Origin of the sequence: Streptomyces subrutilus, assembly GCF_001746425.1 — a bacterium.
GTDB classification, from domain to species: Bacteria; Actinomycetota; Actinomycetes; order Streptomycetales; family Streptomycetaceae; genus Streptomyces; species Streptomyces subrutilus_A.
In genome coordinates this window covers 5,915,940-5,930,258 of record NZ_MEHK01000001.1, presented here as the reverse complement: position 1 = coordinate 5,930,258, position 14,319 = coordinate 5,915,940, and the positions used below count along the sequence as shown (strand labels likewise).

General features: G+C 72.5%; 12 protein-coding genes. 7 read left to right on the top strand and 5 right to left on the bottom strand.

What is annotated here, in order from left to right; genetic code table 11:
• Nucleotides 1-2: 2 nt before the first annotated feature.
• A complete protein-coding gene (allB, locus tag BGK67_RS27410; RefSeq protein ID WP_432215528.1) occupies nucleotides 3-1,337 on the bottom strand; it encodes an allantoinase AllB in 1,335 nt (444 codons plus the stop codon).
• A 334-nt stretch (nucleotides 1,338-1,671) separates the two neighbouring features.
• Here allB and BGK67_RS27405 point away from each other — a divergent pair, with 334 nt between their 5' ends.
• Entirely contained in the window at nucleotides 1,672-2,475 is an 804-nt protein-coding gene (locus BGK67_RS27405; RefSeq protein ID WP_069922576.1) for an IclR family transcriptional regulator, read from the top strand.
• Nucleotides 2,476-2,566: 91 nt separating this feature from the next.
• On the opposite strand, the gene BGK67_RS27400 is transcribed toward BGK67_RS27405, so the two are convergent.
• Together BGK67_RS27400 and BGK67_RS27395 are read right to left on the bottom strand one after the other, a co-directional pair.
• Nucleotides 2,567-3,259 carry an ABC transporter ATP-binding protein gene (locus BGK67_RS27400; protein WP_069922575.1) on the bottom strand — a complete coding sequence of 231 codons (693 nt, stop codon included), beginning with the start codon at nucleotides 3,257-3,259 and terminating at the stop codon, nucleotides 2,567-2,569.
• On the bottom strand, nucleotides 3,256-4,341 hold the full coding sequence (locus BGK67_RS27395) for an ABC transporter permease (RefSeq protein WP_069924143.1): 1,086 nt from the start codon (nucleotides 4,339-4,341) through the stop codon (nucleotides 3,256-3,258). The genes BGK67_RS27400 and BGK67_RS27395 overlap by 4 nt, the downstream gene beginning before the upstream one ends.
• Nucleotides 4,342-4,475: 134 nt before the next feature.
• On the opposite strand from BGK67_RS27395, the gene BGK67_RS27390 reads away from it, so the two are divergent.
• Together BGK67_RS27390 and BGK67_RS27385 are read left to right on the top strand one after the other, a co-directional pair.
• Nucleotides 4,476-5,786 (top strand): sensor histidine kinase, encoded by a 1,311-nt coding sequence (locus BGK67_RS27390; RefSeq protein ID WP_069922574.1) that lies wholly within the window; start codon nucleotides 4,476-4,478, stop codon nucleotides 5,784-5,786.
• The gene (locus tag BGK67_RS27385; RefSeq protein WP_069922573.1) at nucleotides 5,786-6,415 is read left to right on the top strand and encodes a response regulator; all 630 of its coding nucleotides are present in this window, start codon (nucleotides 5,786-5,788) and stop codon (nucleotides 6,413-6,415) included. The genes BGK67_RS27390 and BGK67_RS27385 overlap by 1 nt, the downstream gene beginning before the upstream one ends.
• Nucleotides 6,416-6,447: 32 nt before the next feature.
• Here the strand turns inward: BGK67_RS27385 and BGK67_RS27380 are convergent, their stop codons facing one another.
• Entirely contained in the window at nucleotides 6,448-7,938 is a 1,491-nt protein-coding gene (locus BGK67_RS27380; RefSeq protein WP_069922572.1) for a MocR-like transcription factor YczR, read from the bottom strand.
• A gap of 236 nt (nucleotides 7,939-8,174) precedes the next feature.
• Here BGK67_RS27380 and BGK67_RS27370 point away from each other — a divergent pair, with 236 nt between their 5' ends.
• The 4 genes from BGK67_RS27370 to BGK67_RS27355 all read left to right on the top strand — a co-directional run bounded on the left by BGK67_RS27370 (nucleotide 8,175) and on the right by BGK67_RS27355 (nucleotide 12,853).
• Entirely contained in the window at nucleotides 8,175-8,864 is a 690-nt protein-coding gene (locus BGK67_RS27370) for a nucleotidyltransferase family protein (RefSeq protein ID WP_079154406.1), read from the top strand.
• Between the two features lie 270 nt (nucleotides 8,865-9,134).
• Nucleotides 9,135-10,754, top strand: coding sequence for a malate synthase A (gene aceB, locus BGK67_RS27365; protein ID WP_069922569.1), 1,620 nt, complete (start codon nucleotides 9,135-9,137; stop codon nucleotides 10,752-10,754).
• Nucleotides 10,755-11,024: 270 nt separating this feature from the next.
• Entirely contained in the window at nucleotides 11,025-12,215 is a 1,191-nt protein-coding gene (locus BGK67_RS27360) for a GDSL-type esterase/lipase family protein (RefSeq protein ID WP_244291318.1), read from the top strand.
• Nucleotides 12,216-12,265: 50 nt separating this feature from the next.
• Nucleotides 12,266-12,853 carry a 3'-5' exonuclease gene (locus BGK67_RS27355; RefSeq protein ID WP_069924141.1) on the top strand — a complete coding sequence of 196 codons (588 nt, stop codon included), beginning with the start codon at nucleotides 12,266-12,268 and terminating at the stop codon, nucleotides 12,851-12,853.
• Nucleotides 12,854-12,920: 67 nt separating this feature from the next.
• Here the strand turns inward: BGK67_RS27355 and BGK67_RS27350 are convergent, their stop codons facing one another.
• A complete protein-coding gene (locus BGK67_RS27350; RefSeq protein WP_079154404.1) occupies nucleotides 12,921-14,312 on the bottom strand; it encodes a nucleobase:cation symporter-2 family protein in 1,392 nt (463 codons plus the stop codon).
• Nucleotides 14,313-14,319 lie beyond the last annotated feature (7 nt).

Sequence of the window (14,319 nt, the reverse complement as noted above, 5' to 3'; positions counted from 1 at the left end):
TGTCAGTTCTGCCTTTCGAGGAGGAGGCCCGTGGGCTCGGTCGGGGTGCCGTGGTCGGCGATCTGCGTACCGCGCAGCCAGGTGGACTTCACGACGCCGTGCAGGGTCTTGCCCGCGTACGCCGTGATCCGGTTGCGGTGGTGCAGCTCGGCGGGATCCACAGTGAACGTTTCTTCAGGAGCCACGACGGCGAAGTCGGCGTCGCGTCCCACCTCGATCGCGCCCTTCCGCGTCAGCCCGGCGAGGGCGGCCGGGGCGGCGGACATCCAGCGCACGACGTCCTCCAGGCTGCGGCCGCGGCGGCGCGCCTCGGTCCAGATGGCGGGCAGGCCCAGCTGGAGGGAGGAGATGCCGCCCCACGCGGTGGCGAAGTCGCCGGTCTTGAGGTCCGCCGTGGACGGCGAGTGGTCCGAGACGATGCAGTCGATGGTGCCGTCGGCGAGCGCGTCCCACAGGAGGTCCTGGTTGGCGGCCTCGCGGATGGGCGGGCAGCACTTGAACTCGGTCGCGCCGTCCGGGACTTCCTCGGCCGTGAGGGTGAGGAAGTGCGGGCAGGACTCGACGGTGATCCGCACGCCCTCGGCCTTGGCGGCGGCGATCAGCGGCAGCGCGTCGGAGGAGGACAGGTGCAGGACGTGGACGCGGGCGTCCAGCCGCTTGGCCTGGGCGATCAGGTTCTCGATCGCGGTGTTCTCGGCGTCGCGCGGCCGGGAGGCCAGGAAGTCGGCGTACTTGGGGCCCGGATTCTGCGGCGCGGAGTCCAGGTGGTGCGGGTCCTCGGCGTGCACGATCATCAGGCCGCCGAAGCCGGTGATCTCGGCGAGGGAGGCGGCGAGCTGCTCCTGGTCGAGCTCGGGGAACTCCTCCACACCGGAGGGCGACAGGAAGCACTTGAAGCCGTAGACGCCGGCGTCGTGCAGCGGGCGCAGGTCCTTGACGTTGTCCGGCAGGGCGCCGCCCCAGAAGCCGACGTCCACGTGCGCCTTGGCGCGGGCGACCTCCTGCTTGACGCGCAGGTTGCCGGCCGTGGTGGTCGGGGGCAGGGAGTTGAGGGGCATGTCGAGGATGGTGGTGATGCCGCCGGCCGCGGCGGCGCGGGTGGCCGTCCAGAAGCCCTCCCACTCGGTGCGGCCCGGGTCGTTCACGTGGACGTGGGTGTCGACCAGGCCGGGGAGCAGGACATCGTCGCCGAAGTCCTCCAGCCGGGCTCCGGCCGGTACCTCGGCGTCGTGCGCGAGCACGGCCGTGATCTTCCCGCCGGCGACGGCCACCGAGGCGGCGCGCGTCCCCTCGGCGGTGATGACGCGCGTCGAGCGCAGTACCAGTTCCACAGCCACGTCGGACACCGGAACCTCCCCATCTACTTCCACAGAGCGAAATTCAACGTTCTGTTGACGGAGTCTTCACGTCGATCGAGAAGCAGTCAAGAGCGCCCGGACGGACCGCTGACACGCTCTCACCGCGATTGGATGTTTCCACAGGATGGAATTAAGATTTCGCTATGCAGAATGTAGCTACCACCACCGAGGACGGGGAGGTAACTTCCGAGGACGTCCGCCACCCGGACAAACCGCCTCTGACCGGCGGGGACGGCTTCGCCCCTGCTCTAGGGCCGACGCCGACCGACCGGTAGGCTGCTTCCTTGCCTGCCAGCACCGAAAGGACCGCGCCGTGCCGACGTCCAGCGCCAGCACCACCGACGCTTCCGCCAAGCCCACCGCCGCCGGCGGTGGCGTCCAGTCCCTTGAGCGCGCCTTCGATCTGCTCGAACGCATGGCCGATGCCGGGGGTGAGGTCGGCCTCAGCGAGCTCTCCGCGGCCAGCGGACTGCCCCTGCCGACGATCCACCGTCTCATGCGCACCCTCGTGGCGTGCGGCTACGTCCGCCAGCAGCCCAACCGACGTTACTCCCTCGGACCCCGGCTGATCCGCCTCGGCGAGTCCGCGTCGCGGCTGCTGGGCACCTGGGCCCGCCCCTACCTCGCCCGTCTGGTCGAGGAGACCGGTGAGACGGCGAACATGGCCCTGCTCGACGGGGACGAGATCGTCTACGTCGCCCAGGTGCCGTCCAAGCACTCCATGCGCATGTTCACCGAGGTCGGCCGCCGGGTGCTCCCGCACTCCACCGGCGTGGGCAAGGCCCTCCTGGCCCACACCCCGGCCGACGAGGTACGGGCCCTGCTGGCGCGCACCGGGATGCCGGCGGCGACCGAGAAGACCATCACCACGCCCGAGGGCTTCCTCGAGGCGCTGGAGCACGTCCGCAAGGTGGGCTTCGCGGTCGACGACAACGAGCAGGAGATAGGAGTCCGCTGCCTCGCCGTGTCGGTGCCGAACTCGCCGACCGCCGCCGCGATCTCCATCTCGGGCCCGGCCGGCCGGGTGACCGAGGCCGTGGCCGAGTCCTTCGTGCCGATCCTGCAGGGTGTCGCCGCGGAGCTCTCGGTGGCCCTGTCCAACCAGGCCCCCGCCTGAGCGCACCCCGTACCAGGCGTACGAAGGCGCCCGCCGCCCCTCTCCGGAGGGGCGGCGGGCGCCTTCGTACGGGCCCGCCGCGCCGCCCCGGTCAGGGAGCCGGGGCCGCTTGCGGGCTCTGGGCGAGGCGGCCGTCGGCCATCGTCGCCGTACGGTCCATCCGCTCCAGGTGGGCGCGGTCGTGGGTGACCAGCACCGTGGCCGTGGAGCGCTCGCGCGTCAGCGTGACCAGCAGGTCGAGCACGGCGGCGCCGCGCTCGTGGTCGAGGGCGCTGGTCGGCTCGTCCACCAGCAGCACCGCGGGGTCGTTCATCAGGGCGCGGGCTATGTTGACGCGCTGGCGCTGGCCGCCGGACAGCTGGTGGGGCCGCTTGTCGGCCTTGTCCGCGAGCCCCACCGCGTCCAGCAGCTCCAGCGCGCGCCGGCGCAGCGCCCGCGCCGGGCGGCCCGACAGGTGTGCCATGACCTGGAGCTGTTCGGCGGCGGTCAGCGAGGCCGGCAGGTTCGGCTGCTGGAAGACGATGCCGATCTTCTCCCGGCGCAGCGCCGACTTCTCGGCGGCGCTCAGCCCCGCCGTGTCCCGGCCGGCCACGACCACCCGGCCGGAGTCCGGCGTGACCAGGGTGGCGGCGACGGCGAGCAGGCTGGACTTGCCGGAACCGGAGGGTCCTATCACCGCGGTCAGTGTGCCTGCGGGCACCTCCAGGGCGACCGCGTCGAGCGCGGTGAGCCGGGTGTCGCCGTCGGGGTAGGTGAGCGTGACGTCGTGCACGAGCAGGGTCATCGGGCGCTCCCGAGGGCGGTCAGCGGGTCGACGGCGGTGATCCGCCGGATGGACAGGGCCGCGCCCAGCGCGCCGAGCGCGATCATCACGGCGGCCGGTACGAGCACGGTGGCGGTGTCGAGCAGGAAGGGCACGTCCCCGCCGCTGATCAGCGCCCCGAAGCCGGCGGCCAGCGCCGTGCCCAGCCCGGTGCCGGCCACCAGCATCACCACGGCCTGGCCGAGCGCGTCCCTGAGGAGGTACGGGGTGGAGGCGCCCAGCGCCTTCAGGACGGCGATGTCCCCGCTGCGCTGGATGGTCCACACCGTGAAGAAGGCGCCTATCACCAGGGCCGAGATGGCGAAGAGGAAGCCGCGCATCAGCTGGAGGGAGCCGTTCTCGGCCTGGTAGGAGCCGATGGCGCCCAGGGCCTCGTCCACGGTCCGGGCCCGGGTGCCGGCGGCCTCGTCCGCGGCGGACAGGTCGATGCCGTCACCGGAGACCGCGAGGACGGTGGCGAGTCTCTCCAGGGAGGTACCGGGGTTGCCGACGCGCTGCCAGTCGTTCAGGTCCATCCAGACGACCGGGGTGTGGCTGAAGGCGGCGGTGCCGGAGACGGCGGCCACGGACAGCTCGAGCGGGCCGATCTTCAGCCTGGCCCCCGGGGTGAGGCCGCCCAGCTCCTCCGCCGCCTTCTCGGTGAGCACGACCTGTCCCTGGGTGAGGCCCGCGCCGCGTGGAGCCAGCCCCCCGGCCGGCTCCACGCCGAAGACGGACACCGCGGCGGTGCGCCCGCCCGAGGCCGCGTTGGTCGTACGGATCCCCAGCGGCTCGGCCGCCCTCACTCCGGGCTGCGCCCGCCAGGCCCGCCAGGCCTTCTCGGGCACCTGTGAGTGGGTGAAGGACACTTCCTGGTCACCGGCGGGCGCGGCGAAGGCCAGGTGGGAGGCCGGCAGCCCGGTGACGGCCGAGATGTTCTCCCGGGCCAGGCCGGCGGTGAGTCCGGACAACAGGCCGACCAGCAGCGTGATCAGCAGGACCACCGAGCCCATGAGGGCGAACCGGCCCTTCGCGAACCGTAGATCTCTCCATGCGACGAACATGTCCCCCACCTTGGTCTTCCGCGTGGACACAAGGCATCGCGCCACGGTAGCGATCCTCGTATCGAAGGGCCCAGGCGGACATCGAACTTTCGGTTGACCGGGGGTGGCCCGGCCCGACTTACGCTGGTCCGGCGATGACTGATCCCGTGCTGCCCGTTCCCCCCGCCCCCGGCTCCTCCCGCCCCCTCACCCCGGTGTCCAAGGTGCTGCGGCTGTGCCTGCACGCCCTGCTGCTGGGGCTGCTCGCGCTGGCCGCCGGGCGGGCCCTGGCCGACTCCGCACCCCGGGCCGGCTGGGTGGTCGCCGCCTGCGCGGTGCTGGCCGCCGTGTACGCGGGCGGTGTACGGACCCCCGCGGTGCACCGCTCGCCGGGCGCCGGGGCGGTGTGGCTGGCCGCGCTGGGCACGGCCTGGGCGGGCCTGCTGGCGGTCTCCCCCGACGGGCTGTGGATCGCCTTCCCGCTGTATTTCCTGGAACTGCACCTGCTGCGGCTGCGCTGGGGCGTCGCCGCCGTCGCGCTGACCGCCTGCGCGGCCATCTGCGGCTTCCTCGCGCACAGCGGCGACGTGACCGCGGGGGCGTTCCTCGGGCCGCTGCTGGGCGGCGCCGTGGCGGTGGCGACCGTACTGGGCTACCAGGCGCTGTACCGCGAGAGCGAGCGCCGCCGCGAGCTGATCGAGGAGCTCATCGCCACCCGGGCGGAGCTGGCCGCCGCCGAGCGCGGCGCCGGGATCCTCGCCGAACGGGAGCGGCTCGCCCGGGAGATCCACGACACCCTGGCCCAGGGGCTCTCCTCGATCCAGCTGCTGCTGCGGGCGGCCGAGCGGACCCTCTCCGACGAGGGTCCGGCGGGCTCGGCGGGCGCGGGCACCAAGCCCTCCGCGGGCCCGGCGCCCGAGCCGGCCGGGTCGGCCGGGGCCGCGGCCGGCGGAGGGCAGGCGGCCGCTCTGGCTCACATCGCGCAGGCGCGTGAAGCCGCCCAGGAGAACCTCGCCGAGGCCCGCCGGTTCGTGCGCGCCCTGACCCCGCCCGACCTGGAGCACGGCTCCCTGCCGGCGGCCCTGCGGCGGCTGTGCGCCGGGGCGCCGTGGCCGCGGGTGCGGTTCTCGCTGAGCGGCAGCCCGCGGGTGCTGCCGACCCCGTACGAGGTGGCCCTGCTGCGGATCGCGCAGTCGGCACTGGCCAATGTGGTGCGCCACGCCCGGGCCAGGCGCGCCGAGATCACCCTGACCTTCATGGACGCCTCGGTGACACTGGACATCGTGGACGACGGCCAGGGCTTCGACCCCCGCTCCGCGGCCGCCGCCCGGGGGGACGGGGGGTTCGGGCTGCCCGCGATGCGCTCGCGCGCCGAGACCCTGGGCGGGCTGTTCACCGTGGAGTCCGATCCCGGCCAGGGCACCGCCGTGGCCGTCACCCTGCCGCTGCCCCTGGAGGCGTCCTGATGACCATCCGGCTGCTGCTCGCGGACGACCACCCGGTCGTCCGGGCGGGACTGCGCGCGGTGCTGGACACCGAGCCGGACTTCGCGGTGGTCGCCGAGGCCGCGACCGCCGAACGGGCGGTGGAACTGGCCGCCGCCGAGGTGGTGGACGTGGTGCTGATGGACCTCCAGTTCGGCCCCGGGATGCACGGGTCCGCGGCCACCGCCCTGATCACGGCCCGGCAGGACGCACCCCGGGTGCTGGTGCTGACCACGTACGACACGGACGCCGACATCCTGGCGGCGGTGGAGGCCGGCGCCTCGGGCTACCTGCTCAAGGACGCCCCGCCCGAGGAGCTGGCGGCGGCCGTGCGCACCGCCGCGGCGGGGCAGTCGGCGCTGGCCCCGGCGGTGGCGCTGCGGCTGATGGACCGGATGCGGACCCCGGCGCAGGCGCTGACGAAGCGGGAGCTGGAGGTGCTCCAGCTGGTCGCGGACGGCCTGTCGAACCAGCAGATCTCCAAGCGGCTCTTCCTCAGTCAGGCCACGGTCAAGTCCCACCTGGTGCACGTCTACGCGAAGCTCGGCGTCGACTCGCGCACCTCGGCGGTGGCGGCGGCCGCCACCCGCCGCCTGATCCGCACGCCTTAGCCGCGCGGGGCCGGCGGGGCGCCCCCGCCCCCCTACGCCACCCAGTACGGCCGTTCCACCGCCGGGGACAGCGGGACCCCGTCGTGGAAGGCCTGGGCGAGGAGGCGGACGCCCTCGTCCAGGCGGTCCGCGGGCAGGGTGTACGGGATCCGCAGCCGGTGCTCGAAGGTGCCCGGGTCCACCCCGAACCGGGCGCCGCGGCCGATGTGCACCCCGGCCGCCGCGGCCCGTTCGGACAGAGCGGAGCTGACGGGCTCGCCGAGGTCGACCCAGAGCGAGAGGCCGCCGGGCGGGAGCCGCCAGGACCACTCCGGGGTGTGCCGCTGCAGCGACCCGACCAGGGCCTCGCGCTGGATCCGCAGCTGCGCGAGGCGCGCGGGCAGCGAGCGTTCCAGGCCCTCCACCAGCGGGAGCGCGAGCAGCTGGTCGAGGACCGAGCCGGTCATGTCGGCGGAGACCCGTACGGAGGTCAGTTCGGTGATCATCTTCGCGGTGGCGCGGATCCAGCCCACCCGCAGCCCGCCCCAGTGGGTCTTGCTCAGCGAGCCGATGGTGATCACGTGCTCGGCGCCGCCGCGCGGGGCGAGCGAGGCCAGCGGCGGGGGCGCGGGGACGTCCAGCGCGATGTCGGCGATGGTCTCGTCGACCACCAGCCAGGTCCCGGTGGCCCGGGTGGCCGCGAGCAGCCGCAGCCGCTGCTCCGGCGGCATCAGGGCGCCGGTCGGGTTGTGGAAGTCGGGGATGGAGTACGCCAGCCGGGGCACGGTCTGGCGCAGCGTGGACTCGGCGATCTCCATGTCCCAGCCGGTGTCGGAGACGGCCACCGACCCGGTGCGCAGCCGGGCGTGGCGCAGGGCGTCGAGGGCGTTGGCGTAGGTCGGGTTCTCGGTGACGACCCGGTCCCCGGGGCGGCAGAGCAGGCTGACGACGAGTGCGAAGGCCTGCTGGGCCCCGGCCGTGACCAGGATCTGCTCGGGGCGGGTGGGCAGCCCGCGCCGGGTGAACCGTTCGGCGACGGCGGCCCGCAGGTCAGGCAGGCCGAAGGGGTGGTAGCCCGGGTTCCGGGCGAGCGGGGGCAGTCGGGGGGCGGCCCAGGCGAAGGCCTCGGCGAGGCTGCCCTCCGGGGCCCCCATGGCGGCGATGGCCAGGTCGATGCCGGCCTCGCCGTCGGGCCGGCCTCCGGTGCCGCCGCCGATGAGGGCGGACGAGCCGACCGGCAGGTGTCCGTCGGGGAGTTCGGTCCAGGTGCCGGAGCCGCGGCGGCTGCGCACGTAGCCGCTCTCGCGCAGCAGGTCGTACGCGCCGGTGACGGTGGCCCGGCTGGCGCCGACCGCCTCGGCGAGCTCGCGCTCGGCGGGCAGCCGTACGTGCAGGGCGACCCGGCCGTCGAGGATCAGCGTGCGCACGGCGTCGGCCAGCGCCCGGTAGCCGGGGCGGGCCAGCACCTCGGCGGGCAGCAGGGCCGCGAGCTGGCGGCTGCCGATGGTTCTGTCCGCTGTCCGGACCACTCGCCCGTTTGCCATGCCAACCTCCCCTGATTGGCTCTGACGGCCAGGCCAATCGAGGACCAGACTCGCCGTATTGGCCCCCGATTGGCAAGGAGAAGCATGATGCTGACCGACCGTGACGAAAGAGCCCTGCTGGCCGCCGCCGAGAACCGGATGGCCGAGCCGCTGCGGATCGGGGCCGCGCTGGCCGCCGTACGCCGCTCCCTGGGGCGGCGGTCCGCGGCCTCCGCGCGGGAGCGAGAATCGGTGGCATGCCAGCCGATTCGCACGCCGCATCCCACGCAGCCTCCCCCGCCGGCCCCGACACCGGATCCCGGCCGGGCTCCCGCCCCGCAGCCCACACCGACCCGCCGGTGATCGCGGGCCTGCTCCTGGCGGCGGGCGGCGGGCGCCGCCTGGGCGGGCGGCCCAAGGCCCTGCTGCCCTACCGCGGCCGCCCGCTGGTCGAGAACGCCGTACGGGTGCTGCGCGAGGCGGGCTGCGGTCCCGTCCACGTGGTGCTCGGCGCCTCGGCGGCCGAGGTCCGCGAGCGTGCGGACCTGGCCGGCTGCGTGGTCGTGGACAACCCCGACTGGGCCCGGGGCATGGGCTCCTCGCTGCGGGCCGGGCTCGCCTCCCTGGCCGGTACGGGTGCCCGCGCGGCCGTGGTCTCCCTGGTGGACCAGCCGGGCATCGGCCCGGCGGCCGTGGCCCGGGTGCGGGAGGCCTACCGCTCCCCCGCCAGCCTGGTGGCGGCGGCCTATGACGGGGAGCGCGGTCACCCGGTGCTCTTCGGCGCGGACCGGTGGGCGGACATCGCGGAAACGGCCACGGATGACAAAGGTGCGCGTGTCCACCTGACACAGCACGCGGCGGACCTCACTCTGGTGGAGTGCGCGGATGTGGCCGAGCCTTTCGACATCGACGTGCCGGCCGATCTGGCGCGGCTCGAGCGGGACTGAGGCGCGTTCGGGCAGCGCAGGGTGTGACGACTGTGGCACTCAGCGCCATCCCGCGGGCAAAATCTGTCGACCAAGAGAATCTCGATATCAACAAACCATTGAACTTCCACCATGAGGAAATTACTATCCACTGGTCAGAAGCGCCCTGAACCCCCAGACGGCGCCCGCGACCGTATTTGGAACTCTCCACACTCGACGGCACTCCGTGCCGTCCGCGCGCGAGCATTCCCCCGCGGCCGCCAGGCACCGCCGCTGCAAGGAGTGACAGATATGTCCGCACCAGCGCCGTCATCGCTGGCCATCGTCGATACCGAACCCCTGCCCCGACAGGACGAAGTCCTCACAGAAGCGGCGCTCGCCTTCGTGGCCGAGCTCCACAGGCGCTTCGCCCCGCGCCGGGCCGAGCTCCTCGCCCGCCGCGGCGAGCGGCGCGCCGAGATCGCCCGCACCTCCACGCTCGACTTCCTCCCGGAGACCGCACAGATCCGCGAGGGCGACTGGAAGGTCGCGCCGGCCCCGGCCGCGCTGAACGACCGCCGCGTGGAGATCACCGGTCCGACCGACCGCAAGATGACCATCAACGCCCTCAACTCGGGCGCGCGGGTCTGGCTCGCCGACTTCGAGGACGCCTCGGCCCCCACCTGGGAGAACGTCGTCCTCGGCCAGCTCAACCTGATCGACGCCTACGAGCGCCGCATCGACTTCACCGACGCCCGCACCGGCAAGGCGTACGCGCTGAAGCCCGCCGAGCAGCTCGCCACCGTCGTGATGCGGCCGCGCGGGTGGCACCTCGAGGAGCGCCACCTGGAGTTCGAGGGCGGCCCGGCCTCCGGGTCCCTGGTCGACTTCGGCCTGTACTTCTTCCACAACGCGAAGCGCCTGATCGACCTCGGCAAGGGCCCGTACTTCTACCTGCCGAAGACGGAGTCGCACCTGGAGGCTCGCCTCTGGAACGAGATCTTCGTCTTCGCCCAGGACTACGTCGGCATCCCGCAGGGCACCGTCCGCGCCACGGTCCTGATCGAGACGATCACCGCCGCGTACGAGATGGAGGAGATCCTCTACGAGCTGCGCGACCACGCGGCCGGTCTGAACGCGGGCCGCTGGGACTACCTCTTCTCCATCGTCAAGAACTTCCGTGACGGCGGCGAGAAGTTCGTCCTGCCGGACCGCAACGCCGTGACGATGACCGCGCCCTTCATGCGGGCGTACACCGAACTGCTGGTCCGCACCTGCCACAAGCGCGGCGCGCACGCCATCGGCGGCATGGCGGCCTTCATCCCGTCCCGCAAGGACGCCGAGGCGAACAAGATCGCCTTCGAGAAGGTCAAGGCCGACAAGGACCGCGAGGCCGGCGACGGCTTCGACGGCTCCTGGGTCGCCCACCCCGACCTGGTTCCGATCGCCATGGCCTCCTTCGACGCCGTGCTCGGCGACAAGCCGAACCAGAAGGAGCGCCTGCGCGAGGACGTCTCGGTGGCCCCGGGCGAGCTCATCGCGATCGACTCGCTGGACGCCAAGCCCACCTACGAGGGCCTGCGCAACGCCGTCCAGGTCGGCATCCGCTACATCGAGGCCTGGCTCCGCGGCCACGGTGCTGTCGGCATCTTCGGCCTGATGGAGGACGCCGCCACCGCCGAGATCTCGCGCTCGCAGATCTGGCAGTGGATCAACGCCGGTGTCGTCTTCGAGAACGGCGAGACGGCCACGGCCGAGCTGACCCGCGCCCTCGCGGCCGAGGAACTCGCCGCGCTCCGCGCCGAGCTGGGCGAGGAGGCCTTCGCGGCCGGCAAGTGGCAGCAGGCCCACGACCTCCTGCTCCAGGTCTCCCTGGACGCCGACTACGCGGACTTCCTCACCCTCCCCGCCTACGACCAGCTGGTCGGCTGAACATCTGAATTCGACTGAAACGCACAGCAGTCGAAGGCAATCGCCTCCGCCCCCGGCGCCCTTCCGGCGCCGGGGGCGGAGGTGTTTTCCGGCCTCCGGAGCCGAACGACCGATCGGTCGTTACTCGTTCGTAACGCGACTGTACCTAGCGGTAACAAGTGGGGGCGTGCCACCTTTCCGATTGCCACCGGCCGGCGGTAACCCCCACTTCCCCAGCCATGCGCCGGAGTTGTTCCCGGATCCCGCATGGCCGACCGCAGGAGTTCCGCAGTGATCGGATTCCGCACCGTCAGCAAGGACCGGGCCGTCAGTCGTGTGCGACGACTGGCCGCGGCCGCAATGGTTCTGCCGCTCGCCGTCGGCGCACTGATGGCCGCCGGCGCCGGCACCTCCGCCGCGAGCCCCGGCGGCGGGCCCACCGCGGTGGTCTCCCTGGGCGACAGCTACATCTCCGGCGAGGCCGGGCGCTGGAAGGGCAACAGCCTGACCGCCAGCGGCAGCCGCAACGGGACCGACCGGGGCTGGGTCAGCGGCAGCACCTACGACCCCGGCAAGGTCTACGGGACCACCGCGGGCGGCTGCCACCGCTCCGATTCCGCCGAGGTGCGCAGCGCCGGGCCGATCGCGGACGTGGCGGTCAACCTGGCCTGTTCCGGGGCCACGTCCGAGAACGTGTTCCGCGCCGCCAACGGCGGGGTCGCCTTCAAGGGAGAGGCCCCGCAGGCCGATCAGCTCGCCGCGGTGGCGGCGAGCCACGACGTCAAGGTCATCGCGCTGTCCATCGGCGGCAACGACCTCGGCTTCGCCGACATCATCAAGGACTGCGCGTACGACTTCATCATCTGGAACTCGTACTGCTACGACGACCAGCAGTACGGCGTCGACCAGAAGATCGACGCGGTGATGGGCTCGGTCGGCAAGTCCGTGGACGAGATCCGGGCCGTGATGCGCGGGGCCGGCTACGCCGACTCCTCCTACCGGATCGTGCTGCAGTCCTACCCGTCGCCGATCCCGCGCGGTGCGGAGAACCGGTACACGCAGAGCGACTGGAGCCGCCTCAACACCGGCGGCTGCCCGTTCTGGAACCGGGACTCCGACTGGGCGCGGGACTCGCTCGTCCCGCAGATCGCGAACCGTCTCAAGGGGGTCGCCGCCGCCAAGGGCGTGCAGTTCCTGGACCTGCGGGACATGCTCCAGGGGCGCGAGGTGTGCGCCAAGGCGAGCAAGCACGTGACTGCGTCGGTGCCTGCCTCGGCGAAGACGAGCGAGTGGGCGCGCTGGATCGACAACAACGAGTCGCAGGGCCTGGTCCAGGAGTCCATGCACCCGAACCACTTCGGCCAGCTGGCCGCGGGCCGCTGTCTGGCCCTGGTCGTGGCGCAGCCCGCCACATCCGGCTTCAGCTGCAAGAACACCGCGGGGGCCGACCAGAGCGGGATGTACCTGACGGCCGCTCCGTAGCCCGGAAAACCCGATGGCCCACGGCGGTACGGGCCGGCATGCTGCCCCGCATGGCAGCCCGTACCGCACGTCCCAGCCTGTACATCTCCGTCGACATCGAGGCCGACGGACCCATTCCCGGTCCGTACTCGATGATCAGCTTCGGGGCCGCCGTCGCCGGGCGGCAGGACGGCGGGTCGTATACGGCCGCCGACCCCGAAGCGCACACCTTCTACCGGGAGTTGCGGCCGATCTCGGAGGTGTTCGTGCCCGAGGCGCTCGCCGTGAGCGGGCTCGACCGGGACCGGCTGGTGCGCGAGGGCGCCGATCCGGACGCGGCGATGGCGGAGTTCCGCACCTGGGTGCGGGAGGTCTCGGCCGGCGCGCAGCCCGTGATGTGCGGCTACCCGGCCTCCTTCGACTGGACCTTCCTGTACTGGTACTTGATGCGCTTCGGGGGCGAGAGCCCGTTCGGCCACTCCGGCTGCCTGGACATGAAGACCCTCTACGCGACGAAGGCCCGCGTACCGCTGCGGGCCGCCGTCAAGGGCCGGATGCCGCGCGAGCTCCTGTCGCGGCGGCCGCACACGCACCACGCCCTGGACGACGCGGTCGAGCAGGCCGAGCTGATGAGCAACCTCATGCTCTGGCAGCCCTGAGGGAAAGACGTACGGCGGTGCGCACGCCACACCCGCAGCGGGTGGCGTGCGCACCGCCGTACGCGTTTCAGTGCACCGGGACCGGGTCGGCGGTGCTCGCCCGGCGCGCGGCGCCGAGGTGGTTGAAGCCGAGGTTGAGCAGGATCGCCACCACGCAGCCGGTGCTGATGCCGGAGTCGAGGACCACGAGGAGGTCCTTCGGGAAGGCGTGGTAGAACCCCGGAGCCGCGATCGGGATCAGGCCGATGCCGACCGAGGCGGCGACGATCAGGGCGTTCTCGCCCTTCTCCATGGCCGCGCCGGCCAGGGTCTGGATGCCGCTGGCCGCGACCGAGCCGAAGAGCACGATGCCGGCGCCGCCGAGGACGGGCAGCGGGACCACGCCGATCACGGAGGCGGCCATCGGGCACAGGCCGAGCAGGATCAGGATGCCGCCGCCGGCGGCGACCACGTACCGGCTGCGCACCTTGGTCATGGCGACCAGCCCGATGTTCTGGGCGAAGGCGCTGCACATGAATCCGTTGAACAGCGGGCTGATGGCGCTGCCGAGGGTGTCGGCGCGCAGGCCGCCCTCGATGGTCTTCGCGTCGGCCGGCCGGCCGACGATCTTGCCCAGGGCCAGGATGTCGGCGGTGGACTCGGTCATGCAGACGAGCATGACGATGCACATGGAGATGATCGCGGCGACCTGGAACTGCGGGGCGCCGAAGTGGAACGGGGTCGGGAAGCCGATCACCGCGGCGTTCCGGACGGCGTCGAAGCTGGTCATGCCGAGCGGCAGGGCGATCAGCGTGCCCGCGACGAGGCCGAGCAGGATGGCGATCTGCTGGAGGAAGCCGCGCAGGAACTTGCGCATCAGCAGGACGATGACCAGGGTGGCGGCCGCCATGCCGATGTTCTTCATCGAGCCGTAGTCGGCGGCGGTGCTGTTCCCGCCCTGCGACCAGTTGAAGGCGACGGGCAGGAGCGAGACGCCGATCAGGGTGATGACGGTACCCGTCACGACCGGCGGGAAGAAGCGGACGAGTTTGCCGAAGTAGGGGGCGGCGAAGAAGCCGATGACACCGGCGACGATGATCGCGCCGAAGATGACGGGTATCGCGTCGTCGCCCTCCCCCTTGCCGATCGCGATCATCGGCGTCACGCCGGCGAAGGACACGCCGTTGACGAAGGGGAGCTTGGCGCCGATCTTCCAGAACCCGAGGGTCTGGAGGAGGGTGGCGAGTCCGGCCGTGAAGAGCGAGGCGCCCATCAGGAAGGCGGTCTCGGTGGCCGAGAGGCCGACGGCGGGACCGACGATCATGGGCGGAGCGACGACACCCGCGTACATGGCGGCCACGTGCTGGAGGCCGCTGGTGAACATCTTGAGCGGTGGCAGGGTCTCGTCCACCGGGTGTTTCTCCCCCGAGACCTGCGGTACTGCGACTGCGTCTTTGCGAAACCTGGGCGACTGGGCCACGGCTTCC

What these genes read in the sequence shown, in the direction of transcription:
- BGK67_RS27385 (WP_069922573.1), top strand. Translation starts at nt 5,786, where the DNA reads ATGACCATCCGGCTGCTGCTCGCGGACGACCACCCGGTCGTCCGGGCG.
- BGK67_RS27395 (WP_069924143.1), bottom strand. Translation starts at nt 4,341, where the DNA reads ATGTTCGTCGCATGGAGAGATCTACGGTTCGCGAAGGGCCGGTTCGCC.
- BGK67_RS27380 (WP_069922572.1), bottom strand. Translation starts at nt 7,938, where the DNA reads ATGGCAAACGGGCGAGTGGTCCGGACAGCGGACAGAACCATCGGCAGC.
- BGK67_RS27400 (WP_069922575.1), bottom strand. Translation starts at nt 3,259, where the DNA reads ATGACCCTGCTCGTGCACGACGTCACGCTCACCTACCCCGACGGCGAC.
- BGK67_RS27370 (WP_079154406.1), top strand. Translation starts at nt 8,175, where the DNA reads ATGCCAGCCGATTCGCACGCCGCATCCCACGCAGCCTCCCCCGCCGGC.
- BGK67_RS27390 (WP_069922574.1), top strand. Translation starts at nt 4,476, where the DNA reads ATGACTGATCCCGTGCTGCCCGTTCCCCCCGCCCCCGGCTCCTCCCGC.
- aceB (WP_069922569.1), top strand. Translation starts at nt 9,135, where the DNA reads ATGTCCGCACCAGCGCCGTCATCGCTGGCCATCGTCGATACCGAACCC.
- BGK67_RS27355 (WP_069924141.1), top strand. Translation starts at nt 12,266, where the DNA reads ATGGCAGCCCGTACCGCACGTCCCAGCCTGTACATCTCCGTCGACATC.